Below are 22,794 nucleotides of genomic sequence, written 5' to 3'. Positions count from 1 at the left end.
TGACTTTATTAAGCTGTTGTTTTTAAATGGCAATAGTGCGTAAATTTAACTTGAATAACAAAATCTTTACATTGAGATAAATAATTGTATACAATAAATGTACAGGGGTAAGGTTACTCTGTTTATCGAGAATCCATTTGGTTGAATCATTTGGTGACTCACTTAAAGAGCGGCTAAGCCAACCACTTATGTTAGGAGTACTTGGATGAATAAGGATTATTCAAGAAATTTGATCGGTTACGGAGCTAACCCTCCAAACCCTCAATGGCCAGGTAATGCGCGCGTCGCGGTTTCTTTTGTATTGAACTATGAAGAGGGCGGTGAGCGTTGTTTGTTACATGGAGATGACGAGTCTGAAGCCTTTCTTTCAGAGATCCCGTCAGCACAGCCGATCAAAGGCGAACGTCACATGAGCATGGAGTCCATCTATGAATATGGTAGCCGTGCGGGTGTATGGCGTGTTCTTCGCTTGTTCGATGAATATGAAATCCCACTGACCGTATTTGCGGTTGCAATGGCGATTGAGCGTCACCCAGACGTAGCCAAAGCCATGGTCGAAGCGGGGCACGAAATCTGTAGTCACGGTTATCGCTGGATAGACTATCAATACATTGATGAGTCAGAAGAGCGCGACCACATGACCAAAGCGATCGAGATCATCCAACAAGTGACGGGTCAACGCCCTCAAGGTTGGTACACAGGTCGAACTGGGCCAAATACGCGTCGCTTGGTTGCAGAAGAGGGCGGTTTTCTTTACGACTCAGATGCCTATGATGATGACCTGCCTTATTGGCACACCGAGACTGGTCATCCGCAATTGGTGATCCCTTATACACTCGATGTGAACGACATGCGTTTTTCAACAGCGCAAGGCTTTAACTCTGGTGAGCAGTTCTTCCAATATCTGAAAGACACGTTTGACACCCTTTATATGGAAGGCGAAACCGCACCGAAAATGATGTCGGTTGGGCTGCATTGTCGTCTGATTGGTCGCCCCGGTCGTATTGCTGCATTAAGACGTTTCTTAGATTACGTAAAACAGCACGACAGCGTGTGGTTATGTCGTCGAATCGATATCGCCAACCACTGGCACCAACATCATCCATATCAACCAAATAACGCTAATCATCAACATCAAAAGTAGCAGTGAAGCAAGGAGGCTTAACGTGACTGAATTTCGATCATGCCAACCAACAACTATGGACCGCGATACCTTTGTCGCTCACTTTGCTGATGTCTACGAACACAGCCCATGGGTTGCAGAAGTGGTGTATGACCAAGGTTTGAATGCCGAAGACGACCATATCGAGAATCTTCATCTGAAAATGGCATCGACCTTGTTAGGTGCAGACCAAGGCAAACAGTTGGCTTTGATCAACGCTCACCCGGATTTAGCCGGTCGAGCAGCAGTAAACGGCGAACTCACCGAGTCGTCGACCAAAGAACAAGCGGGGGCGGGCATCGACCAGTGCAACGCCGAAGAATTTGAAAAATTCACTTCTTACAACAACAGCTACAAAAGTCGCTTCAATTTCCCTTTTATCATGGCGGTGAAGGGAGCCAATCGTTACCAAATTCTTGAGTCGTTCGAGATGCGATTAGGAAATGATAGTGAAACTGAGTTTGCTACGGCGATTCAAGAGATCAACAAGATCGCGATGTTTCGTCTCTGGGATATGTAAGTTAACGGAGTTAACAGCTATCTCAGCCCAGTCTTAGTGCGTTAAAGGTTTGATTTGTAAAAACATAAGCCACTAAGTTCTCATTTTATTATTACTTGATTAATTTCATAGGATTACACGGACATGACCCATAAATTTGAACAGTACATAAACCTTGCAGACGAAAAACTCGGCGCAGAAGCTATCTTCGCAACCGACGATTTTTTCGCAGATAAAAGCCGTCTACTCAGCCACGCAGCGCCAGAGTGGAAAGACGACTTATATGACGACAACGGCAAGTGGATGGACGGCTGGGAAAGCAGACGCAAACGCGGCGAAGGTTACGACTACTGTGTCGTTCGCCTTGGCCTAGCTGGCACCATTGCTGGCGTTGATATTGATACCTCATTCTTCACAGGTAACTTCCCACCTTCGGCATCAATCGACGCGTGTTATTCACCACAAGGTGAGCCAACAGATTCAACAGAGTGGCAAGAAATTCTGCCTTCAATGGCACTACAGGGTGATCATCATCATCTTGAAGACATCGAAAGTGACCAAGTATTTACGCACCTACGTTTGAACATCTACCCAGACGGCGGTGTCGCACGTCTACGTGTTTATGGCCGACCAAGCGTGGATTGGGACGCAATAGATTCTCAGCAACAAGTTGACCTAGCAGCCGTTGAACACGGTGGCCGAGCACTCGCATGTAGCGATGAGCACTACGGTAACAAAGCCAACATCTTAGGCCCAGGCCGTGGTGAAAACATGGGTGATGGCTGGGAAACAGCACGTCGTCGCACACCGGGTAACGATTGGGTAATCGTGGCATTAGGCCACCCAGGTAATATCGAACGTATCGTTGTAGATACGGCACACTTCAAAGGTAACTACCCAGACAGCTGCTCAATCCAAGCGGCTTACGTGAAAGGTGGCACCGACGACCAAGTGGAAACACAAAGCCTATTTTGGCGTGAACTCTTGCCAGCACAAAAGCTGCAAGCGCATGAGATTCACGAATTCATTTCTGAGGTAAACGACCTTGGTGCGATTACCCACGTACGTGCAAACATATTCCCAGATGGTGGTATCAGCCGTTTGCGTCTGTTTGGTACGAAAGCGAAATAGGTAAGGAAATGAGTATGAGTAATGGAATACGTCGTTTATCTATCGAACCGTTAACCAAGCAGGCTTTTGCAGAGTTTGGCGATGTTATCGAGTCCGATAATAGTGATTTCTTCATGATCAATAGTGGATCAACACGTCGCTACCACAAGCTAGCGACAACGGATGTGCAAGACCAAGATGGAGAAGCGATCATCAGCATCTTCCAAGCCACACCGTTGAGCTACCCACTGACCATCAAAATGTTAGAGCGTCATCCACTTGGCTCTCAGGCATTCATTCCATTACTTGGTCAACCCTATTTAATTGTTGTTGCGCCAAAAGGCGACGATCCAACATTAGCCAATAGCCGAGCTTTCTTGAGCAACGGTCGTCAAGGAGTGAACTATCACAAAGGGGTGTGGCATCACCCAGTGCTCGCCCTCACCAATCAAGACCAGTTCTTGATCGTCGATAGAGGCGGAGAAGGACATAACTGTGATGAAGTTTATTTTGAGAACGACCTAGTGGCATTGCATTTGGAAGATATGCCAACGGAAGACAACAAGGAAGAGCAACGCTTAGCTAAAGCGTTGTGATACAGGAGTTTATTATGGATCCGCATATTACAGAATGGTTGAACTTAGCAATACGCTGGGCTCACATGATTGTTGGTGTTGCATGGATAGGCGCATCATTTTACTTTGTTTGGTTAGAGAACAACCTTAACCGAGTAAACCCAAAAACTGGCCTTTCAGGCGACTTATGGGCAATTCACGGCGGTGGTATTTATCACCTAGAGAAGTACAAACTTGCGCCACCAGAGATGCCAGAGCACCTGCACTGGTTTAAATGGGAAGCCTACTTCACGTGGATCACCGGTGTGTGTCTACTGGGTGTGGTTTACTACCTTAACGCTGAAATCTACCTGATTGCACCGGGCTCTGGCCTTGATTCAACAACGGCAATCGCGATTGGTATTGGTTCATTCGTTGCTGGTTGGTTTATCTACGACTTACTGTGTGACTCGCCTTTAGGTAAAACCCCCGTGTTGCTTGGCGTTGTGCTGTTTTTGCTGCTCGTCGCTGCGACGTACGGCCTAACTCAAGTGTTCAGTGGCCGTGGTGCTTACATTCATGTGGGTGCAATCATTGGTACCATCATGGTGGGTAACGTATTCCGCGTTATCATGCCTGCACAACGTAACTTGGTGAAAGCGATTGAAGAGAAGCGCGAACCGGATCCGGCACTGCCAGCGAAAGGTCTACTGCGTTCTCGTCACAACAACTACATGACCCTGCCAGTGCTGTTCATCATGATCAGTAACCACTTCCCAAGCACTTATGGCTCGGAATACAACTGGCTGATCCTTGCTGGGCTAGCGATTTTCAGTATCTTGGTGCGCCACTACTTCAATACCCGTCACGGTAGTCAGAAGTTTGCATGGACAGTGCCAGTCGCGGCATTGGGTATGATCACGCTTGCGTTTGTGACCTCACCTTACGCGAAAAAACAGATGACTCCGGTTGTGCAAGCACCTGTGGTTCAAGAAGTGCAAGTCAGCGCGACTGAATCAGCGACAGAAGAGCTTGCTGGAAACGACACAGCGTCAACGACGACTAGTTCTCAAGCTGTACCTGCAGACCACGCAATGCAAACGGCTAGCGCAGGTGTAAGCTTTGAAACCATTAACAAAGTCATTCAAGAGCGCTGTTCTGTGTGTCATTCATCAACCCCGAGCCACGCCGCTTTTGCTGCTGCGCCAGCCGGTGTGATGTTTGATACCCCTGAAGAGATTAAAGCCAACGTCCCAAGGATTGTTGCTCAAACCGTAACAACCAAGGTGATGCCGCTCGGCAACATGACTCAAATGACCGACGAAGAACGCGCACTCATCGGCACTTGGGTAGAGCAAGGCGCTACGCTTCAATAATGATGTAAATCCTTTACCTAAGAGCATGAGTCTTAGGTGAGGCTTGGGGAGAGTTTGGTTTACGGGCACGCGCCAAACTCATCCCACCCTGTTTCCCCGGTTCTTATAACCGGGGCTTTTTGTTGTTTTTGGACAAAGGCATATTAGAAACTTTATTAGTATGCATCCTTAATAGTTTTATGAACCCACCGACGTGAGTTCGATATTTGCGTTACATGACATATTTAGTTGCATATAAATTGTTGTTGGTCATGAAATTTAGGCTGTATGTTTGGTATGTGTATGTTCTGAAAGGAAAGCTTGTTGAAATTCAAAGCTTTTGATTGCGAATATTCACAAAGAACTAGTTAGATACCCAAGTATAAATTTCATAAAAAATAAGGAAATATAGTAATGAAATCAGTTTTTTCGTTCGACTCAATGTTAACTCCTAAGTTAGTTACTGGCCTATATTGGTTGTTGTTGCTAATCGCTGTAGTTTCAGGACTAGCAACCATGTTTGGAGGATATGGAGGCGTAACATTTGAGAAGTTTATTCTTGGTGCGTTTACGATATTAGGCGGCGCTATAGGTGCGAGAATTTGGTGTGAATTGATGATAGTTATCTTCAAAATTAATGAAAACCTGCAGTCTCTAAAGGACTTAAAAGGCGAGACTGAAGCCTAGTATTCAGATGCGTGACAGCTAACACTTCGATGTTAGCTGTCTAACATGCCGAAGCTGCAATTCACTATGTTGCGCCTGTTGGTGAGAAAGAAGACTCTGTGAATCATTGCATGTCGATAGTAAGTACTTACGTTTAAACTGATTCATTGCGTGCGCAGTCCTGTATAAGGTTCTTGATATGAATCTCTACCCATGGCATTTTTAGTCCAAATTGACTTTACTTAGGACAAAAATGGAAGACTTGATAGTCGCGTATTTTAGGGCATTGAGCTCATTCTTTAGGTATCTGTTTCAGTCGATCTTGATTGAGTTCATTGGTTACGGAGCTGGCTGGATAGTCTGTAAAGCATTCACACTAGGGCGCTTTCCCCCATTGATTCCAACCGACAAAGAGCGAACCAGAATCTCTTATATCGGAGCTAATAGTATCGTGTTGCTTCTGTTAGCAATTGGTGTCTTCAATAGTTTGTGATTCGGAGTGAGGATATATGAAATTTTACCCCGCGGAACAATACCAAGCGGCTTGCAACGAGCTGTTTATCCGATACGAACGTGACATCAAAAAGCTAATCCCTAACGCGAGAGTTGAGCACGTAGGCGCATCTTCTATTCCTTTTGCCGTGTCTAAGGGCGATCTAGATATTTTCGTAGGTATTGAACTTGGTATGTTGTAATCCACATCTGCTGATGATGTGGCCTTGCAAGTGGTCAGTGTTATTGACTATGAGTGGAACTTAAATGTTGATAGCCTAGTGAAGTTAGACTATCAACATTTATTGATTATGATTCTGCAGATTCTGCTTTATCAAGAACTGAATCGTTATAAGCTTTGGTGCCCTTGTAACCTAGGAAAAGCGAAACTATCCATAAAATAAATGATACTGGAGAAGCAATAACGGTGATCGCGCAAACTACGATGAAAATTAAGTTAACAACTCCCCACATGACGCTCCCTGCATACATCTGAGCGCCTCCTGGTATTACAAAACCTAACAGTAGCGCTATCATAGGATTTTTCATTTTGTTTTGTATGCGAGCTTGTTGAATTGCGTCATTCATAATTATGCTTCCTTATGCATTTAGTTGTTATTCTCGCACTCTATATCTATCTTATTTTTAGTCAAGAATTTAGTTAAATATTTGATTTGATTGATTGTTTTGTGATCTGATATTTGCTGGGTTAATGAGTCTTCCGGTTTTATTGTGTTTGGTTTATGGTTTGATCTGAGATATATAGGGAGGAATATCGCTCTATTGTTTATTACACTACTTTTTGTGCTGTTTTTACTTTCCCCTTACACTCTTTTCAAGTATCGAACCTAGTATCAAATTTCTCTTTGTTATACAGGCAAGTCTCTCATTATGAAGAACTTCTTTGATAGCGAACTCATGCTCTCTAGCTCCTTGAATTTCGTTTTGCTATCGCTTGGGCTAACGCTCCTTTTTCATCTTCCGATTTGGTGTGGGTTCAACTTGAGCCGACGAAAGTGGAAGCTCATGGATTATTTATGGCCGTTTCTAGCGGGTATCGGGATGCTGGGTGCAGTGTCTGAGATTCGTGCGAAAGTAGCGGGCGATTGGGTTGAAACAGAACAAACTAGAGCGGTCGCGATTTTAGAATCGGTTCAGCAGTTTTCTTTGGATAAATTAAGAAGTGATACCTGCACTGGTCAGCCATCTTTAGATAATCACGCTCAGCACCACGAAGCGTGTTTGTGGTATTTGAATACGGCGATCACGTTCAAAGATGTCGATTTTACCTTGTTACCCAACGCATCGGATTTTACGGTTCCTGCGCCTAGCGTGTCGCTGGTTGAAAGTGATGCAGTGTGGGTGGATGGTATGTTGAGTCAGTATGAGAAGCAGAAAAACCAATACATAAAAACCAGAGAAGCGCAGGTGAAGCAGCCATTAGAAAGCCTCTTCTGGTATGTGAGTCCTTACTTAGTCTGTTTCGCTATTGCGTTGCGTTTGACGAAAGTGACCGCAGAGCTCAAATTAGATAAGTGCGCATAGTTTGAGTTCCTATACCCAGATAGAAAAGGTGAAGTAATGAATGTGAGTGAGTTTTCTCGGTTGGTGGGTTTGTCAGCCCACACGCTTCGCTACTATGAAAAAATCGGCTTGTTGAAAAATGTTCAGCGAAACAGCAGCGGGCATCGAGTCTATACATCGAAAGACGTTACCTGGATTGAGTTCGTGAAGCGCTTAAAAGACACCGCAATGCCACTGGATGAGATTTTAGAATACGCAAAGCTAAGGGAATTAGGGCCAGAATCGACTTCGCAGCGCCAAGTGTTGCTCGAACAACATCAACAGAATTTGAGGTCCCATATCGAAGAGCAGCAAAAGCATCTGGCTGCGCTAGAGCAAAAAATTAGTTTGTATCGAGATGGAAAAGTCCGTTGACTTAGAGTCGACTCTAACTTGTAAGGTGTTCCTGTGAACTATAAATACAGGAACAAACTCATGAATCAATCACGTTTCGACATTGGCTTAGAAAGACTTAATCATATCGACGGAGAAGCAGGGCAACAGGTTATTGAAAGCCTGCAAGACATCTGCCCTGATCTTGCAAAATATACTATCGAGTATCCTTTTGGTGATATCTATTCACGCCCCGGTTTGGATTTGAAATCACGAGAGATCGCGACCGTCGCTGCCCTTACCGCACTCGGTAATTGTGCCCCTCAGCTTAAGGTGCATTTGAATGCGGCACTCAATGTTGGATGCAGCGAGGAAGAGATCAAAGAAGTGATATTGCAGATGTCGGTGTATGCGGGATTCCCAGCGGCGTTAAATGGCATGTTCGCATTTAAAGAGGTGCTTGCGGAGAGAGGCACAGCTTGAGATAAATAGAAAATATAGTCTGAAAAGGGAGCGTCAACTTTGCTAAGTTGCGCTCCCTTTTTATTGATTGGCTAAGTTTTAAAGGTCGTAAACCTGAAGGTTCGCGGTTCTTTAAGATGACATAGACAGCGCGAATGACAGCAAGATAGGTAAGGTAACCACGCTTAGGAAGTTGCCGAACAACACCATAGACGCGACCTTGGGTGGCTCGACATTGAACCTTTCTGCGAACAGGTAGTTCATCACGGCAGGTGGCAGCATGGTGAACAGCACCATCATCTGAAGATGCAGCGTAGGCAGCGGGATAAAGAAGTAGATGATGGCGAAGGCGATGGCACCAGTAAACAGCGATTGAGCCGTACACAGCAAGCCAACTTTTAATCCACTTAGCTTCAAGTTCACCATTTGCGAACCCAACGACAACAGCATGATAGGCACGGCTGCTTGGCCGAGTAGCGATGTTGCTTCGTAGATTGGATTCCATACTGCAATTCCAGACAGGTTGAGCGTCATCGCTAATGCTGCGGCTAAGAATATCGGCATCTTGAGGATCTGTTTGATCGGATTACCTTCACTCAACAGCGCCAAGCCAACACTAATGTGCACGCAAGCCGACACCACAAACAGCAGTACTGCAGGGGCTAATGCGCTCTCACCAAAGGTATACGTGAACAGAGGAATCGCGAGGTTGCCACTGTTGCGGAACATGTGTGGCGGCGCCCAAGCTTTGAAGTTGAGCTTAAAGATCTTACAGATTGGTATCATCAATAAAGCGGGCACCAACACCGCGACCAAAGAAGCGGTGATGAGTGGCAGTTGTTCGGTGTCGAGAGGCATGGTGGTCAGCGAGGCAAACACTAGCGCAGGAATACACACATCCATGTTGATGCGATTGATCGGTTTGAAATCGGGCTTGAGCCAACGACCCACCGCAAAGCCAGCACTGGCTAAAGCAAAAACGGGAAACAGAATGCTGACGACCTGTTCGAACATAGAATTCCTTTCTAGATTGAGTGCTTCCATTTAGCTGAGAAACGAATGTTTTAGAGAGACGCTAAAGTGAAGTATGAAGTCGATATGTATAAACATTAACCTATCAATATAATGACTTGGCGTCACCGAAGATCGTTGTTTGTGAACGGTTAATTTATATTTCTTTGAATGAAGCACAAAAAAGACCAGTGGCATCAGCAACTGGTCTTTCAAGGCTAGATAAATCTGGACGGATTTTTAATTAACGACGGCTGTCGCTGTCTAGCGATTGTTACTCGGTTTTCAGTCTAGCTAACGAGCTTTTGATAATCTTTGAAATTCACATCGTAGGCTTTCTCGCCGTAGATGTAAGTCTCGCTGACGGTTCTGTCGTCACCCAGGCTCATCAATACAAATAGCTTCTCTTCAAGCTTGGTCGCTTGTTCCATTCTAAAGCGCATCAATTGTGTGGCGTGTAAGTCCAACACCACGAAATCGGCTTCTTTTCCTACTTCCAAGTTGCCAATCTTGTCTTCTAAATGCAGTGAACGTGCACCACCTAATGTGGCTAAGAATAGCGACTTAGCTGGGTGCAATTTCTTATGTTGAAGCTGCATGATCTTATAGGCTTCACTCATGGTTTGTAGGATTGAGAAGCTAGTGCCTGCGCCGACATCAGTCCCCATACCAACACGAATGCCGTGCTCTTCCATTTCTGGTAATCGGAATAAACCTGAGCCTAAGAACAGGTTAGAGGTCGGGCAGAAAGCAATGGCAGATTCCGTGTCGGCTAGGCGCTTACATTCGCAATCAGACAAGTGAATGCCATGGGCGAAAACCGAACGTTTGTGCAGTAGGCCATAGTGGTCATACACATCCAAATAGCTGTCGCGCTCTGGGAACAGTTCTTTTACCCATTCAATCTCTTTCTCGTTTTCAGAAAGGTGCGTGTGCATATACACATCTGGGTACTCTTCTAGCAATTTACCAACGGTAGCCAATTGTTCTGGTGTACTGGTTGGCGCGAAACGAGGTGTCACGGCATAAAGCAAACGGCTGCGGTTGTGCCATTTCTCAATCAGTTCTTTGGAGTCGGCGTAGCCAGATTCTGGCGTGTCGGTGAGGTAATCAGGCGCATTGCGATCCATCAAAACCTTACCCGCAATCATACGTAGGTTGCGCTTCTCAGCTTCTTCAAAGAAAACGTTAACCGACTCTTTGTGTACCGTGCCGAACACGAGTGCCGTGGTTGTGCCGTTGCTTGCTAGTTCGTCTAGGAATAGCTTCGCCACTTTGTGTGCGTAGACTGGGTTTTTGAAGCGCTTTTCTTCTGGGAAGGTGTAGTTCTCTAACCAATCAAGAAGTTGCTCACCGTAAGACGCGATCATCCCTGTTTGAGGGTAGTGGATGTGCGTATCAATAAAGCCAGAGGTGATCAGCTTGTCTTTGTATTCTTTGACTTCGAGTGTTTTAGGTTGGCGAGCCAATACCTCGTCGACATGGCCCAAGTCGACGACATGGCCGTTCTCAACCACTAAAACACCGTCTTCAAAATAGTCGTAAGACTCATCGATGCCGACGTCTTTTGGGTCGGCGACGCTGTGTAAAATACTGGCGCGATAAGCTTTGCGTTGCGTTGTCATGTTTACTTCCTTTTAATGACTTCAGCGACGTTATGGCCACTGAAGCTTTGCGACTTGTGTTAGGCGATCTTCTCTTCCAATGGTGGTTCGCCTACGTCGCTTGGTTGACTGTGTTGATCGGTCAAACCCTGATTTCGATATTGTTTGGTTGGGCGCTTTTGTTCAAGCGCTTGGCCTTGATAGTGTGCGATCAGTTCACCCGCAACCGATACCGCAATTTCGGCAGGATGTTTGCCATTCACAGCACTAATGCCAATCGGGCAAAGCATGGTTTCGATTTGTTCTTGGCTGTAGCCGCGCTGCTCTAAGCGGAAGTCGAACTTCTTACGCTTGGTAAGCGAGCCGATCATGCCAAAGTAACGGCTGTCTTCACGGTCAATAATGGCTTTGGTTAGGTCAAAATCGAGCTGGTGGTTGTGGGTCATCACAAGGTAATAACTGTTTGGTGGCATGTGTTTCACTTCACCGACTGGGTCGTCTGAGACAAGCTTTTTAACACCGTGTGGCAGCGTTTCAGGGAACACTTCTTCACGTTCATCAATCCAGGTCACACGGAAGGGCAGAGTCGCGACAATGTGCAGCAGCGCTTTGGCAACGTGCCCAGCGCCAAACAGCACAAGGTGATTCTGCTGAGTGCCAATCGGTTCAAAGCTTAATGTTGCCATTCCGCCACAACACTGGCCCAAACGAGCGCCTAGGTTAAAACGTTCCACTTTGAGCGACTTTTCACTGGCAATCAGCATCTCTCGAGCCATTTTAGTGGCCACATGTTCAAGGTGACCACCACCAATCGTAGCGATGATTCGGTCACGAGTGACAAGCATCTTGGTGCCCGCATCACGTGGCACTGAGCCTCTGTCTTCAAGAACCGTCACCATCACACACGGTTCGTAGTTCTCTTCCAGTTTTGCCAGTTCGTGAATCCAATTATCCTTAAACATATGTCCTCCTAAATCCCTTCTGTGCTTCCTAAGCTGTTTATTACGCCCTATGCCATATCTGTCAGCTCTAAGCCGTTTCTGATTGAGCATCGACCGAAGTCGGGGCTGTTTCAGAGACTTCCTGAATCGCCATCAAAATACGCTCTGGCGTTGCTGGTGTGTTGAGCTTAGGAATCGCTCCATCAACGGCCACGTAGCTAATCGCATCTTTCAATGCACTCCATACCGACATACCCAACATGAAAGGCGGTTCACCCACAGCTTTCGAGTTGAAGACGGTGTCTTCTGGGTTGTTACGGTTTTCTAAAAGATGCGTTCTAAAATCAATTGGCATATCAGCAATCGCCGGGATCTTGTAACTCGCAGGACCATTGGTCATCAAGCGGCCTTGCTGGTTCCAAACCAACTCTTCCGTCGTTAACCAACCGACACCTTGCACAAAGCCACCTTCGACTTGGCCGATATCAATTGCTGGGTTCAATGAAGCGCCCACGTCATGCAAAATATCGACACGTAGAATCTTGTTTTCACCGGTTAGGGTATCGACGATAACCTCTGAACAAGATGCTCCGTATGCGTAGTAGTAGAACGGGCGACCGCGTGCTTTCTCGTGATCGTAATAGATCTTCGGAGTGCGATAGAAGCCAGTGCTTGATAGCGAGATTTGGTTGAACCAAGCCAGTTCAACAAATGAGTTGAAGGTCATGAGCTCATCGCGGATCTGCACCATGCCGTTTTTAAACACCACTTCTTCAGGCCACACTTTGAAGTGCGAAGAAGCGAAGTCGATCAGGCGCTGCTTAATGGTTATTGCGGCGTTTTGCGCGGCCTTACCGTTGAGGTCGGCGCCCGATGAGGCTGCGGTTGGTGATGTGTTCGGAACTTTGTCTGTGTTTGTAGCGGTGATCTGGATACGTTCGACATCGACTTGGAACTCCTGTGCAACGATTTGTGCCACTTTGATGTTCAAGCCTTGCCCCATTTCCGTACCACCGTGATTCAAATGAATACTGCCATCGGTGTAGATATGGATGAGCGCACCTGCTTGGTTCAAGAAAGTCGCAGTAAACGAGATGCCGAATTTCACTGGTGTGATAGCAAGGCCTTTCTTCAAGATAGGGCTCTGCCTGTTGAACTCAGCGATTTCTTTACGACGTGCGTGATAGTCACTGCTGCGTTCAAGCTGTTCGGTTATCTCAGGTAAAAAGTTGTCTTCAACGGTTTGGTAGTAATGGGTCACATTACGGCCTTCTTCGCCGTAGTAGTTCGCTTTACGTACTTCCAAAGGATCTTTTTTCAGGTAACGCGCAATCTCGTCCATGATGTGTTCAATCGTCATCATGCCTTGCGGGCCACCAAAGCCACGGTAAGCGGTGTTCGATGCTGTATTGGTTTTGCATCGATGACCGACCACAGTTGCATCACCTAGATAATAGGCGTTGTCTGAGTGGAACATCGCGCGGTCGACAATAGAACTTGATAAGTCTGGCGAGTAGCCACAGTTACCTGCAACGGTAATATCGGCACCTTGAATCACACCATTGTCGTCAAAACCGACCGTATATTGATTGTAGAACGGGTGGCGTTTACCAGTTTGCTGCATGTCTTCATTGCGCAGCAAACGCATTTTTGTAGGTCGACCTGTAAGGTGAGCAATAACCGCAGCCATACATGCTGGAGAGGCCGCTTGGGTCTCTTTACCACCGAAACCACCACCCATACGACGCATATCAATCACGACTTTGTGCATCGGTACACCAATCACTTCCGCAACCAGTTTTTGAACTTCGGTCGGGTTTTGAGTCGAGGTGTACACGATCATGCCGCCGTCTTCGGTTGGCATCACGCTACTGATTTGAGTTTCTAGGTAGAAGTGTTCTTGTCCGCCGATCTCTAGGTCACCAGAGATCACGTGTTTCGCTTTTGCCAGTGCGGCTTTCGAGTCACCACGTTGTTGAGTGTGGCTTTCTGTTACGAAGTGTTCTTTCTCTAGCGCTTCTTTTACATCAAGAATCGCAGGCAGCTCTTCATATTCAATGATTGCAGCGTGTGCGGCTTTGCGTGCCGTTTCTAAATCGTTAGCTGCCACGGCAATCACAGGTTGGCCGTAATATTCGACTTTGCCGTCGGCAAGCAGTGGGTCACCTGGAAGAATCGCACCGATATCCAGCTCACCCGGTACGTCTTTTGCTTGAATGGCAATCGCCACGCCTTCGAATTCGTAACACGGTGATAGGTCTATTTTGGTGATGTTAGCGTGCGCTTGAGTGCTCAGGCGTGCGTATACATGCAGCTGATTTGGGAACTCAAGGCGGTCGTCAATGTATACCGCTTCGCCCGTTACTTGCTTGGCTGCACTGTCGTGTTTAACGCTTTTACCTACGCCAGTTTTTAGGTCTTGTTTTGCAATGGTAACCATCTCTTCGTGGGTCATCGCATTGCTCTTGTGAACAGAGGAATTTGATTTAGACATAAGACGTTACCCTTGTTTCGATTTGGTTGTTTTTGTTCTGCTGTTCAATGAAGTAACGACGCAACATATTGGCTGCCGACAATGAACGGTATTCTTGGCTGGCACGGAAATCAGATAGCGGCTCAAAGTCGTTATACAGTTCCTGCATCGCTAACTTAATATTAGCGTCTGTCCATGGTTTGCCTAATAACGTATTTTCACAACGCGCCGCGCGCTTAGGTGTTGCAGCCATACCGCCGAAAGCGATACGAGCGTAAGAAACCTTGCCGTCTTCGATTTGAATATCAAACGCACCACACACCGCAGAGATGTCGTCGTCTAAACGTTTAGACAGTTTGTAAGCTCGGAAGCTGTCGTTAGTTGGCTTAGGAATGATGATCTGTTCAATGAACTCACTCTCTTTTTGCGCCGTCACTTTGTAGCTGATGAAGTAATCTTCAATCGGCATGGTGCGTGACTCGTCACCGCAACGAAGTTTGATCTTTGCGTTAAGGGCAATCAGCAGAGGAGGGGTGTCTCCGATAGGCGAGGCATTCGCCACATTACCGCCGATGGTGCCTTGGTTACGTACTTGCAGTGAAGCAAAGCGATGCAGTAGTTCACCAAAATCTGGGTAGTGTTTTTTCAATAGTGAGTAAGAATCACTGATAGGCAGGTTGGCACCAATGATTAGATCGGTGTCGGTCTCTTCACATACCTTCATGTCTTCAACAAGATTCACGCTGATCAGTGTTTCAATCTCACGATGGAATTGCGTCACTTCCAGCGCTAAATCCGTACCGCCAGCAACCAGCTTAGCGTTCGGGTGGGCTTGAAAAAGCTTGGCCAACTCATCGGTGCTTTTTGGGGAAAAAGCGGTGAGGTGACCAAGGCGTAAGTTGGCCTCAGTGTCTTGAATGCTTTCTAGCTTCTTGATGGTGTTGCGTTCAAGTTCAGCAAATTGGTCAATCAAAGGCTGGTCTGTTGAAAGCGACATTGCAGCATCAACAATTGGTCGGTAGCCTGTACAACGACATAGGTTACCCGCCAGTGATTCCATGACGTCTTCTTTGCTCGCATCGGGTTTGTTTTTGCCTAGCGCAAACATCGACATGATGAAGCCCGGCGTGCAGTAACCACACTGTGAACCGTGAAAATCAACCACCGCTTTTTGCACTGGGTGCAAAGAGCGATCTCGGTTTTGTAGATCTTCTACTGTGATCAATTGCTTGCCATGCAGCGCTGAAACGAACGTCAGGCAAGAGTTCACCGAGCGGTATTGCAGTTGTCCATCAACCACTTCACCGAGAACTACCGTACATGCACCACAGTCACCCGACCCACAACCTTCTTTGGTACCCGTTTTATTAACCTTGGTACGAAGGTAGTTGAGCACTGTCATATTTGGCGACAGATTATCTTCACGTCTTATTTCCTGATTGAGCAAAAAAGTAATCAAGAGACCTCCTTGTAAATCGACATTTTTCCATGTGTATTCTTTTTGACTTCTAGGTCAATAATTATCCATCCTGACCCTGTGGTCAACTATTTATTTACAAAAATGTAACAAAGATGGCTTGTCGTGAATTGTATACAATTTAATTTTGGTCATAGTCGTCTGTTTTATAAGGGTTTGGATTGAGATTGAACAGTTTTATGGTGTGAATGAATGGATAGCTATGTATACAAGATAAAGACAAGATTTATGGCACTGTTGGGAGTGATTCTGTAGAGGCTAAGATCGTTGTTGAGGCTAGAATAGACAGTGTTTTAGATGGATGTGAGCCGATCGTCGTCTTTATTTTTAGGGGAGAGGGCACAAAAAAGAGAAGTAAACACTAAGGCTTACTTCTCTCCTGTATTGTTAATAAAAAGCTGTTAACAAAAAGCTGTTAACAAAAAGCTGTTAACAAAAAGTTGTTAACGGATGGTTATTAAGCGCTTGTTGAATCGTCTATGACTTACTCTTAAGCAGATCTGAGAACACGACATGCAGATCACTAGAAGCTGTGCTGCTGTCTAGGTTGAGCTTCGAACGAATATGGCTTAGGTGTTCTTGCATCAACTCTACGGCTTGTTGTTCATTGCCTGACTCTATCGCATCCAGTAAGCCTGAGTGTTCGTCTAGAGAACAGTTCGAGTGGTTGCCCGTTTCGTACTGAGCGATCAGCAGTGAAGTTTGCGATACCAAGCTGCGTTGGAAAGCCAGCAGTGGCGCGTTCTCTGCCATTTCAGCCAATTTGATGTGGAACTCACCAGACAAACGTAGGCCAGAGCCGTAATCGCCTTGGTCGAAAGCACAGTTCTCTTTCGCGACTAATTTTCTGCATTCTTCTATTTGAGCTTTGGTTGCGTTTTTCACCGCCAGCTCAGTGATAGCAATTTCCATCACTTCACGTGCTTTAAATATCTGCTTGGCTTCGTCTACTGTTGGGGCTGCAATCACAGCACCTCGGTTAGGACGGATCACCACAACTTGTTCTAAGGAGAGGCGCAGCAAGGCACGGCGGATAATAGTACGGCTAACGCCAAAGATTTCTGCTAACGCTTCTTCGCTTAATTTGGTGGCTGGTGGCAGCCTTTGTTCTAGTATCGCGTCGAAGATATGGCAGTAAACAACATCGTCTTGAGTCTGGCCTGTTACTTTTGTTTTTACACTTTTGGAGACAGAGTTTTTGAGAGCTGTCATAGAGATAAGGGCCCTTGTTTAGTCGAGTCGAGTTGGTCGAGAATAATTCATGAGTATTACTCTATATTGTATACATTTATCTATACAATGCCACCAGATGAAAGTGCGATGCACGCTTATTTGTTAATGACTTATAACATTTTGTTTGCAGGGAACTGTGTGCAATCTTTAGCTTTAAGCCATTTCTAATCCAACTAAACTCGATTATCGCCGCAGCTGTACGCCACGATCTGGCTGATTTCGCTCAGGCTCCGACCTGACTGTTGCTGCCATTCGTTGAAGGCTTTACCCGCTGCCAGTTGTGCTCGCTTGGTGTTACGACCGCTATCAACCACATCGGTACTGCGCAGGTGTGCTTCAACATCTGATGACAAGATGAAGGTATCTTTACCCATTTGGCGCAGAGTGTAGGCACCAGTGTTACCGCCTAATCGCTTGCCGTGTTTCTTCAGATAATCCCAAAGTTCAGTGATACGTTCTGATGGCCAGTCGGCAACCATTTGTGAGAAGGAATCCGCCTCACGCTTAGCATTGTGGATCATGGTGGCATTGGCAGGGATGGTCATCACCTTAGTGAGGTGGCGAATAATGCGCGGGTCTTGTGCTTTCTGTTCCCACATTTCATTCGGCAGCATCAGCATTTTTTCGATATTGAATTCAAAGAACACTTCTTCAAATTGCGGCCACTTCTTTCTCACCACATTCCATGAAATACCACATTGGAATACCTTTTCGGTAAAGGCTGCTAGCCAACGGTCGTCGGTGATTTGCGATAACTCGGCTTGGGAAAGGGGCGCACGAACAATCTTTTCGAGCTCGGCTGCTCCGCCTTTACGGTGAGCTGCACGTTGGTAAATGGTGTCGAATTTTTCTTGGGTCATTGAAGGTTCCAAATTACATCTGTGTATCTTGAGTGTGTAGCCATGCTTAATTATATGGGGTCAAATTTGGCAATTAAAACAAGTCTCTTAACTAAAACCAGTCTGACAATTAAAACAAACTAGCTGAGCTTTAATTCCATTTGATATAGAGGCCAGGTTTTGCCATTGAATTCTTTGAACTTGGGTTCTTTGTCGACCACTTGAAAGCCAGCTTTGTCGTAGCAACGTTTTGCTCCGATATTCTGTTGAAAGACCGCCAAGCTGATGGTGGTGACATCAGGGATTTGTTTCGCAGCGTCTAATGCACTTTCTATCATGGATTGCCCAAACCCTTTGCCTCGTTGGTTTGGGTGAATGGCCACTCGGCAGAATCGAAGTTCACTGTCTGACATACGTTGAAACTCCATAAACCCGATCAGTTCTGAGTTATTGCCGTTCGAATTCAGTTCAGAGAGAGCACTAGACTCAGAGAAGGTATATAGCTCAACTTGAGGCTCTTGAGAGCGTTCGATGATGGAGGCGGCTTCTAACGGCCAACCAAAGGTTCGTCCGCCCCACAGTACATAGTCTTCGAGTGATGTGAACCAAGTGACGATCTCATTGGCATCGGAGGCTTTAAAGCGGTTTATTTCCATATCCTTGTCTCTTCCTTATCGCGAGTCTCTTTTTCTAAGCTGCTAACTCTAAACCGCTAAACTTCCGCGCCCAACTGCTCAAGAAAGCCACGCATGTAGTCGGTGCGCTTGTTGGCTTCTAACTTAGCGGATTCTGTATTCATGGTTTCAGCGAGCTTAAACAGCTTCACGTAGAAGTGGTCGACGCTGTAATGCTTGTCATCTAAGTCACGATGTTCAGCGAACGGGTCTTCGTGGTTATACAGCTCGGCATTAAAGCTCTGACCCACATACAAGCAGCGAGCGATGCCAATTGCTCCGAGCGAATCAAGGCGATCGGCATCTTGGACTATCTGATCTTCTAAGGTTTCAGGTGTGATGTTGGCGCTGTAGCTGTGCGTGACAATGGCATGATGGATCTCATCAAGATAGGACGCGGGATAGTCGATAGATTTGAGGAAAGAGATCGCCTTGTCTGCTGCCATTTGCGAGCTTTTGGCTCTGTCTGGATGGTTCTTAGGAAAGGTGAAACAATCATGAAGGTAAGCGGCGGGTAAAACGACTTCAAGCTTAGCCTGTTCTTGAGCACACAAAGCCTTAGCGGTTTTGACTACGCGCCTAATGTGGCTAATGTCGTGTGCTGCATCTTGTGTCATTTCTTGCTGTGCAAACTCAAGCAGTTGGCTTTCAAATCTTTCAATCACGCGTTTCTTTCTCCCTTTCTAGACGTTATCAATGTTGCTTGTCACTTAGCGTCAGTTTCACATCGACTGTAACAGTTTCTAGCGTGATTTTTTATCTTTTATAAAAGGAATACCCACAAAAAAACCGACTCTGTGAGTCGGCTTAATATTGGTCTTTATTTGTTGTATTGGCTTTTAAGCTGCGGCTTGTTGCAGCTGCGCCAATACATGATGCAGCGATGGGCTGATCGTGTGGCCAAGCGCTTTTACTTCTTCGCAAGGCTCAACCAAATCTGGAATTTGGAAGCTGATCATGTTGGCTGCCATTGATGCACGAATACCGTTGTTTGAGTCTTCAAACGCTAGGCAGGTTTCAGGTGCAACACCTAAGCGTTCTGCCGCTAGCAAGTAGATTTCTGGGTGAGGTTTGCCGTGAGTCACTTCGCAGCCTGTGCTTAATGAGGCGAAGTACGAATCTAGGCCAGCTAGCTCAAGCTTCTTCTTTGCGATATCAAGCTGAGTGGAGGTCGCTACCGCGATTGGAATGTCATTCGATTTTAGCCATTCAAGCAGCTCAATCACGCCATCTTTTACCGGGATTGCTTGGTTTTTAACAATTGCACTGTAGCGGGTGCGCCATTCATTATTCAGCGCTGGGTAATCTAACCCTTCACCGTAACCATTTCGAAAAATCTGTTCGATGGTTTTTGCGTTACAACCAATGATGCCTAGGTAGACATCTTGCAAAAACGGAACACCTTGCGCGTGACATGCTTCTTCAAAAACTTGCATACAAAGTCGCTCGGTGTCGAGCAGCAGCCCATCCATATCAAAAATAGCAGCTTGAAAATTCATATCCGTGGTTCTTTATGTGTTGTCATCGTGAGGGCGGGTATTTTGACATAGTGTCTAGTGATAGGCGAGTCAACGTTCAGTAAGAATATATCCAATCGGCTCGGCAATATGCTTCTGCATGACTTTAAATGTGATTGGTTGTGGTTGAAATAATATCGTTCAGTTATGAGCCTGATATTTTATAGGCCATCCAGATCTAACAGAAACAATTATGATTATTCCACATAACAAATCTAGCTTGTGCGTCTGGCTTCTTATTACATTTCATAAACTTACAGGTCTGTTTACGTGACCATAATCTTATAAAAAACAATTACCGGGAGCCTGCAATCATAGTGTGACCAAGCAATAAGTAAATGGCTGAGCTTAGGGAGAAAATAACATTAGTCCACATTTTTAGCAGGGTTGCTTATGTTGTATTTTGAGTTTCTATTTTTATTAGTCGTCCTTTATATCGGATCTCGGTATGGCGGTATTGGCTTAGGTGTTGTTTCGGGTATTGGTTTGGTTATCGAGGTGTTTGTCTTCAAGATGCCACCAACCTCTCCACCTGTCACCGTAATGCTGATCATCCTCGCCGTTGTTACTTGTGCTTCGATTCTCGAAGCGGCAGGTGGCTTGAAATACATGCTGCAAGTGGCGGAAAGGGTGCTAAGAAAGAACCCGAAACGCGTTACCCTGATAGCTCCGTTCGTGACTTACTCGATGACTTTCCTATTGGGTACTGGCCACGCGGTTTACTCTATCATGCCGATCATTGGCGATGTCGCACTGAAGAACGGGATTCGTCCTGAGCGCCCAATGGCGGCTGCGTCTGTTGCGTCTCAGCTAGCTATCACGGCATCACCAATTTCTGCTGCTGTGGTCTATTACCTCGCGCAACTTTCTGATATCCAACACTCTATTACTCTGCTTTCTATTCTGATGGTGACAGTTCCTGCAACCTTGTTCGGCACACTTTTGCTTTCTCTGTATAGCTTGAAACGTGGTAAAGAACTGAACGACGATCCTGAATACCAAGCTCGTCTAAAAGATCCAGAGTGGAAAAAGCGCATTGAAAGCACCACTGCGACCTCTTTGGATGAAGTACTTCCAACTTCGGCTCGTAATGCGGTATTGATTTTCCTACTTTCAATTGTCGTGATTGTTATCGTGGCGATGGTGCCTGAGATCAGAACGATCGTAGACGGCGACAAGCCAATCAAGATGTCGGTGATCATCCAAATGATGATGCTCTGCTTCGGCGGTATCATCTTGCTGGCAACTAAAACTGACCCGCGTGATGTGCCAAACGGTGTGGTATTCAAATCGGGTATGGTGGCAGCAATTGCTATCTTCGGTATCGCATGGATGTCGGATACTTACTTCCAATACGCAATGCCTCAGTTCAAATCTGGCATCGTGGAAATGGTGACCAACTACCCGTGGACGTTTGCTCTAGCACTATTCATCGTATCGGTTGTGGTGAACTCTCAAGCCGCTACTGCACGTATGATGCTACCTGTTGGCCTTGGCTTAGGACTAGACCCAGCCTTGTTGATCGGCTTAATGCCAGCAGTTTACGGCTACTTCTTCATCCCGAACTACCCATCAGATATCGCAACGGTTAACTTCGATGTCTCTGGCACCACCAAGATTGGTAAGTGGTACTTCAACCACTCATTCATGTCGGTTGGTTTGATCGGTGTAGTAGGCGCATGTTGCTTAGGCTACGCACTGGCACAGATTTTTATCGCTTAACCTAGCTTTCGGTCGCTTAATTAAACTAGCGATAACGAGATAAGAAACGAAAAACAGCGCCTATTGAGGCGCTGTTTTTGTTTGTTCTGTCTTGGGAATTAGCTTTGATACGAGCTCTAAAGCAATATTAACGTAGCTCAAAAGCCAAAGACTGAATCGCTTCTTCTATCGTTAAGAAGTGGATCTTCATCAGGCACACTTCAGCTTTCTGGAACTCGTGGTTTCGAATCAGTTTGGTCACGCTTTCAACCGAATACTGGTCTGCTCGTTTAGCTAGAGACAGTTGGTTAGAACTTGATTGAAGCGAATAGCTGTCGCCAACTGAATCAATCAGGTAATCATCTTCACCCAAGATCATGTCTGAGCATTCTGCTTGAAATTCGTGTTCGGATGCGACGTAAATAAGTTCATCATCACCGTCGAGTTTTACTAAAGATGGCCAACTGATCATTACTGCCCTTTCTATGTGCCGCTTACTGCTTTTAATAGTGGTGACGACAAGCAATTATGTAAAAGTTATCGTCATCGGCTTTATACACTAATCGATTCTTGTCATCGATTCGTCTTGACCAAAATCCAGACAGGTTGCCGACTAGTGGCTCCGGCTTTCCAATCCCTTCAAAGGGCGTTCTTTTGGCAGCTTCAATCAACTTATTTAGTTTCTTGAGCGTTTTCTTGTCTTGGGTTTGCCAGTATAGGTAATCTTCCCAAGCATTATCTGTAAATACAATCTTTCGATCATTCGTCATTATTCAATTCTCGAACGGTTGTATTTCCGGCTTCGAGTTGAGCAATGGATTCAGCTAATCTTTCAGCGTTTTTAGGCGAGCTCATTAGGTACAAGGTTTCTTGCATTGAATTAAAATGGTCAAGAGACATTACCACGGCATCTTCTGAATCTCGTCTGGTTATTACCGTAACATCAGAATCGTCTACCACTCTATCGAGCACAGACTTAAGGCTATTTCTGGCCTCAGTAAAAGAAACAATATTCATCACTTATTTACCCTGTTGTTTTTGGATATGTTTAATCTTTCTATATACACAGAATAGTTAATCATTCATGAATTAACTATTCTACATGTTCCGCTTGTTGTACATGTTATA

The 22,794-nt window shown here is 45.8% G+C and carries 25 protein-coding genes and 2 pseudogenes; 13 read left to right on the top strand and 14 right to left on the bottom strand.

From position 1 onward, the window contains the following. Positions 1–205: 205 nt before the first annotated feature. The 9 genes and pseudogenes from puuE to AB4154_RS13210 all read left to right on the top strand — a co-directional run. Positions 206–1,144, top strand: a complete 939-nt coding sequence (gene puuE, locus AB4154_RS13250; RefSeq protein WP_108116939.1) for an allantoinase PuuE — start codon at positions 206–208, stop codon at positions 1,142–1,144. Between the two features lie 22 nt (positions 1,145–1,166). Continuing rightward, complete coding sequence (gene uraD, locus AB4154_RS13245) at positions 1,167–1,682, top strand: 2-oxo-4-hydroxy-4-carboxy-5-ureidoimidazoline decarboxylase (RefSeq protein ID WP_017086622.1); 516 nt, start codon at positions 1,167–1,169, stop codon at positions 1,680–1,682. 123 nt (positions 1,683–1,805) lie between these two features. Continuing rightward, positions 1,806–2,792 (top strand): allantoicase, encoded by a 987-nt coding sequence (gene alc / locus AB4154_RS13240; protein WP_017069066.1) that lies wholly within the window; start codon positions 1,806–1,808, stop codon positions 2,790–2,792. Between the two features lie 14 nt (positions 2,793–2,806). Then, positions 2,807–3,367: an ureidoglycolate lyase gene (locus AB4154_RS13235; protein WP_372123278.1), complete on the top strand. Its 561-nt coding sequence runs from the start codon at positions 2,807–2,809 to the stop codon at positions 3,365–3,367. Positions 3,368–3,381: 14 nt separating this feature from the next. Further along, positions 3,382–4,701 carry a urate hydroxylase PuuD gene (locus AB4154_RS13230; protein WP_017061599.1) on the top strand — a complete coding sequence of 440 codons (1,320 nt, stop codon included), beginning with the start codon at positions 3,382–3,384 and terminating at the stop codon, positions 4,699–4,701. Positions 4,702–5,094: 393 nt separating this feature from the next. Next, the gene (locus tag AB4154_RS13225; protein ID WP_017064999.1) at positions 5,095–5,367 is read left to right on the top strand and encodes a DUF4282 domain-containing protein; all 273 of its coding nucleotides are present in this window, start codon (positions 5,095–5,097) and stop codon (positions 5,365–5,367) included. Between the two features lie 47 nt (positions 5,368–5,414). Further along, positions 5,415–5,504 (top strand): annotated as a pseudogene (locus tag AB4154_RS13220) (AraC family transcriptional regulator); the annotation flags it as partial. Positions 5,505–5,599: 95 nt separating this feature from the next. After that, complete coding sequence (locus AB4154_RS13215; protein ID WP_372123276.1) at positions 5,600–5,839, top strand: hypothetical protein; 240 nt, start codon at positions 5,600–5,602, stop codon at positions 5,837–5,839. Positions 5,840–5,855: 16 nt separating this feature from the next. Beyond that, positions 5,856–6,038 (top strand): annotated as a pseudogene (locus AB4154_RS13210) (GrpB family protein); the annotation flags it as partial. Positions 6,039–6,147: 109 nt separating this feature from the next. Here AB4154_RS13210 and AB4154_RS13205 read toward each other — a convergent pair. After that, complete coding sequence (locus AB4154_RS13205; protein WP_372123275.1) at positions 6,148–6,426, bottom strand: hypothetical protein; 279 nt, start codon at positions 6,424–6,426, stop codon at positions 6,148–6,150. Positions 6,427–6,864: 438 nt separating this feature from the next. Between AB4154_RS13205 and AB4154_RS13200 the strand changes: the two genes are divergently transcribed. From AB4154_RS13200 to AB4154_RS13190, 3 genes are read left to right on the top strand one after another with little or no spacing between them, the layout of a single operon-like run. Then, on the top strand, positions 6,865–7,383 hold the full coding sequence (locus tag AB4154_RS13200) for a hypothetical protein (protein ID WP_017061602.1): 519 nt from the start codon (positions 6,865–6,867) through the stop codon (positions 7,381–7,383). Positions 7,384–7,419: 36 nt separating this feature from the next. Further along, a complete protein-coding gene (locus AB4154_RS13195) occupies positions 7,420–7,776 on the top strand; it encodes a MerR family transcriptional regulator (RefSeq protein WP_017061603.1) in 357 nt (118 codons plus the stop codon). A gap of 60 nt (positions 7,777–7,836) precedes the next feature. After that, a complete protein-coding gene (locus tag AB4154_RS13190) occupies positions 7,837–8,217 on the top strand; it encodes a carboxymuconolactone decarboxylase family protein (protein WP_017083073.1) in 381 nt (126 codons plus the stop codon). A gap of 111 nt (positions 8,218–8,328) precedes the next feature. Here the strand turns inward: AB4154_RS13190 and AB4154_RS13185 are convergent, their stop codons facing one another. From AB4154_RS13185 to AB4154_RS13140, 10 genes are all read right to left on the bottom strand, one after another. After that, on the bottom strand, positions 8,329–9,210 hold the full coding sequence (locus AB4154_RS13185; RefSeq protein WP_004732869.1) for an AEC family transporter: 882 nt from the start codon (positions 9,208–9,210) through the stop codon (positions 8,329–8,331). A 287-nt stretch (positions 9,211–9,497) separates the two neighbouring features. Next, complete coding sequence (gene guaD / locus AB4154_RS13180) at positions 9,498–10,832, bottom strand: guanine deaminase (protein ID WP_108180033.1); 1,335 nt, start codon at positions 10,830–10,832, stop codon at positions 9,498–9,500. 59 nt (positions 10,833–10,891) lie between these two features. After that, a complete protein-coding gene (gene xdhC, locus AB4154_RS13175) occupies positions 10,892–11,773 on the bottom strand; it encodes a xanthine dehydrogenase accessory protein XdhC (protein WP_136974171.1) in 882 nt (293 codons plus the stop codon). 67 nt (positions 11,774–11,840) lie between these two features. Continuing rightward, positions 11,841–14,246, bottom strand: a complete 2,406-nt coding sequence (gene xdhB, locus AB4154_RS13170; protein ID WP_372123273.1) for a xanthine dehydrogenase molybdopterin binding subunit — start codon at positions 14,244–14,246, stop codon at positions 11,841–11,843. Further along, positions 14,239–15,684, bottom strand: a complete 1,446-nt coding sequence (gene xdhA, locus AB4154_RS13165) for a xanthine dehydrogenase small subunit (RefSeq protein WP_050632513.1) — start codon at positions 15,682–15,684, stop codon at positions 14,239–14,241. The genes xdhB and xdhA overlap by 8 nt, the downstream gene beginning before the upstream one ends. A 495-nt stretch (positions 15,685–16,179) precedes the next feature. Beyond that, positions 16,180–16,914 carry a GntR family transcriptional regulator gene (locus tag AB4154_RS13160; RefSeq protein WP_372123271.1) on the bottom strand — a complete coding sequence of 245 codons (735 nt, stop codon included), beginning with the start codon at positions 16,912–16,914 and terminating at the stop codon, positions 16,180–16,182. Positions 16,915–17,108: 194 nt separating this feature from the next. Further along, on the bottom strand, positions 17,109–17,795 hold the full coding sequence (locus AB4154_RS13155; RefSeq protein WP_017067459.1) for a DNA-3-methyladenine glycosylase I: 687 nt from the start codon (positions 17,793–17,795) through the stop codon (positions 17,109–17,111). Between the two features lie 119 nt (positions 17,796–17,914). Next, positions 17,915–18,430 (bottom strand): N-acetyltransferase, encoded by a 516-nt coding sequence (locus AB4154_RS13150; RefSeq protein ID WP_102320853.1) that lies wholly within the window; start codon positions 18,428–18,430, stop codon positions 17,915–17,917. Between the two features lie 56 nt (positions 18,431–18,486). Continuing rightward, positions 18,487–19,113 (bottom strand): HD domain-containing protein, encoded by a 627-nt coding sequence (locus AB4154_RS13145; protein WP_372123270.1) that lies wholly within the window; start codon positions 19,111–19,113, stop codon positions 18,487–18,489. A 174-nt stretch (positions 19,114–19,287) separates the two neighbouring features. Continuing rightward, a complete protein-coding gene (locus tag AB4154_RS13140) occupies positions 19,288–19,947 on the bottom strand; it encodes an HAD family phosphatase (RefSeq protein ID WP_017071658.1) in 660 nt (219 codons plus the stop codon). A 411-nt stretch (positions 19,948–20,358) separates the two neighbouring features. Here AB4154_RS13140 and AB4154_RS13135 point away from each other — a divergent pair, with 411 nt between their 5' ends. After that, positions 20,359–21,687, top strand: coding sequence for an anaerobic C4-dicarboxylate transporter (locus tag AB4154_RS13135; RefSeq protein WP_004732879.1), 1,329 nt, complete (start codon positions 20,359–20,361; stop codon positions 21,685–21,687). Between the two features lie 127 nt (positions 21,688–21,814). Here AB4154_RS13135 and AB4154_RS13130 read toward each other — a convergent pair whose 3' ends face one another. The 3 genes from AB4154_RS13130 to AB4154_RS13120 are packed head-to-tail and all read right to left on the bottom strand — an operon-like array spanning position 21,815 to position 22,683. Beyond that, positions 21,815–22,138 carry a DUF4144 domain-containing protein gene (locus AB4154_RS13130; RefSeq protein WP_372123268.1) on the bottom strand — a complete coding sequence of 108 codons (324 nt, stop codon included), beginning with the start codon at positions 22,136–22,138 and terminating at the stop codon, positions 21,815–21,817. A 31-nt stretch (positions 22,139–22,169) separates the two neighbouring features. Further along, the gene (locus AB4154_RS13125) at positions 22,170–22,436 is read right to left on the bottom strand and encodes a Txe/YoeB family addiction module toxin (RefSeq protein WP_017069754.1); all 267 of its coding nucleotides are present in this window, start codon (positions 22,434–22,436) and stop codon (positions 22,170–22,172) included. Continuing rightward, entirely contained in the window at positions 22,426–22,683 is a 258-nt protein-coding gene (locus AB4154_RS13120; RefSeq protein ID WP_017061616.1) for a type II toxin-antitoxin system Phd/YefM family antitoxin, read from the bottom strand. The genes AB4154_RS13125 and AB4154_RS13120 overlap by 11 nt, the downstream gene beginning before the upstream one ends. Between the last annotated feature and the right edge of the window lie 111 nt (positions 22,684–22,794).

It is taken from the genome of Vibrio sp. 10N.286.51.B11, from assembly GCF_041469245.1.
GTDB lineage: Bacteria > Pseudomonadota > Gammaproteobacteria > Enterobacterales > Vibrionaceae > Vibrio > Vibrio crassostreae_C.
The sequence above is the reverse complement of the archived record's forward strand: the minus strand, read 5'-3'. Positions and strand labels throughout refer to the sequence as shown.

Excerpts from the sequence above, each read along its gene's own strand:
- AB4154_RS13215 (WP_372123276.1), top strand. The coding sequence starts at position 5,600 with ATGGAAGACTTGATAGTCGCGTATTTTAGGGCATTGAGCTCATTCTTT.
- AB4154_RS13235 (WP_372123278.1), top strand. The coding sequence starts at position 2,807 with ATGAGTAATGGAATACGTCGTTTATCTATCGAACCGTTAACCAAGCAG.
- AB4154_RS13135 (WP_004732879.1), top strand. The coding sequence starts at position 20,359 with ATGTTGTATTTTGAGTTTCTATTTTTATTAGTCGTCCTTTATATCGGA.
- AB4154_RS13200 (WP_017061602.1), top strand. The coding sequence starts at position 6,865 with ATGGATTATTTATGGCCGTTTCTAGCGGGTATCGGGATGCTGGGTGCA.
- AB4154_RS13155 (WP_017067459.1), bottom strand. The coding sequence starts at position 17,795 with ATGACCCAAGAAAAATTCGACACCATTTACCAACGTGCAGCTCACCGT.
- AB4154_RS13130 (WP_372123268.1), bottom strand. The coding sequence starts at position 22,138 with ATGATCAGTTGGCCATCTTTAGTAAAACTCGACGGTGATGATGAACTT.
- xdhC (WP_136974171.1), bottom strand. The coding sequence starts at position 11,773 with ATGTTTAAGGATAATTGGATTCACGAACTGGCAAAACTGGAAGAGAAC.
- AB4154_RS13225 (WP_017064999.1), top strand. The coding sequence starts at position 5,095 with ATGAAATCAGTTTTTTCGTTCGACTCAATGTTAACTCCTAAGTTAGTT.
- AB4154_RS13195 (WP_017061603.1), top strand. The coding sequence starts at position 7,420 with ATGAATGTGAGTGAGTTTTCTCGGTTGGTGGGTTTGTCAGCCCACACG.
- AB4154_RS13125 (WP_017069754.1), bottom strand. The coding sequence starts at position 22,436 with ATGACGAATGATCGAAAGATTGTATTTACAGATAATGCTTGGGAAGAT.
- alc (WP_017069066.1), top strand. The coding sequence starts at position 1,806 with ATGACCCATAAATTTGAACAGTACATAAACCTTGCAGACGAAAAACTC.
- AB4154_RS13140 (WP_017071658.1), bottom strand. The coding sequence starts at position 19,947 with ATGAATTTTCAAGCTGCTATTTTTGATATGGATGGGCTGCTGCTCGAC.
- AB4154_RS13205 (WP_372123275.1), bottom strand. The coding sequence starts at position 6,426 with ATGAATGACGCAATTCAACAAGCTCGCATACAAAACAAAATGAAAAAT.
- AB4154_RS13230 (WP_017061599.1), top strand. The coding sequence starts at position 3,382 with ATGGATCCGCATATTACAGAATGGTTGAACTTAGCAATACGCTGGGCT.
- puuE (WP_108116939.1), top strand. The coding sequence starts at position 206 with ATGAATAAGGATTATTCAAGAAATTTGATCGGTTACGGAGCTAACCCT.
- AB4154_RS13185 (WP_004732869.1), bottom strand. The coding sequence starts at position 9,210 with ATGTTCGAACAGGTCGTCAGCATTCTGTTTCCCGTTTTTGCTTTAGCC.
- xdhB (WP_372123273.1), bottom strand. The coding sequence starts at position 14,246 with ATGTCTAAATCAAATTCCTCTGTTCACAAGAGCAATGCGATGACCCAC.
- AB4154_RS13190 (WP_017083073.1), top strand. The coding sequence starts at position 7,837 with ATGAATCAATCACGTTTCGACATTGGCTTAGAAAGACTTAATCATATC.
- AB4154_RS13150 (WP_102320853.1), bottom strand. The coding sequence starts at position 18,430 with ATGGAAATAAACCGCTTTAAAGCCTCCGATGCCAATGAGATCGTCACT.
- AB4154_RS13160 (WP_372123271.1), bottom strand. The coding sequence starts at position 16,914 with ATGACAGCTCTCAAAAACTCTGTCTCCAAAAGTGTAAAAACAAAAGTA.
- AB4154_RS13120 (WP_017061616.1), bottom strand. The coding sequence starts at position 22,683 with ATGAATATTGTTTCTTTTACTGAGGCCAGAAATAGCCTTAAGTCTGTG.
- guaD (WP_108180033.1), bottom strand. The coding sequence starts at position 10,832 with ATGACAACGCAACGCAAAGCTTATCGCGCCAGTATTTTACACAGCGTC.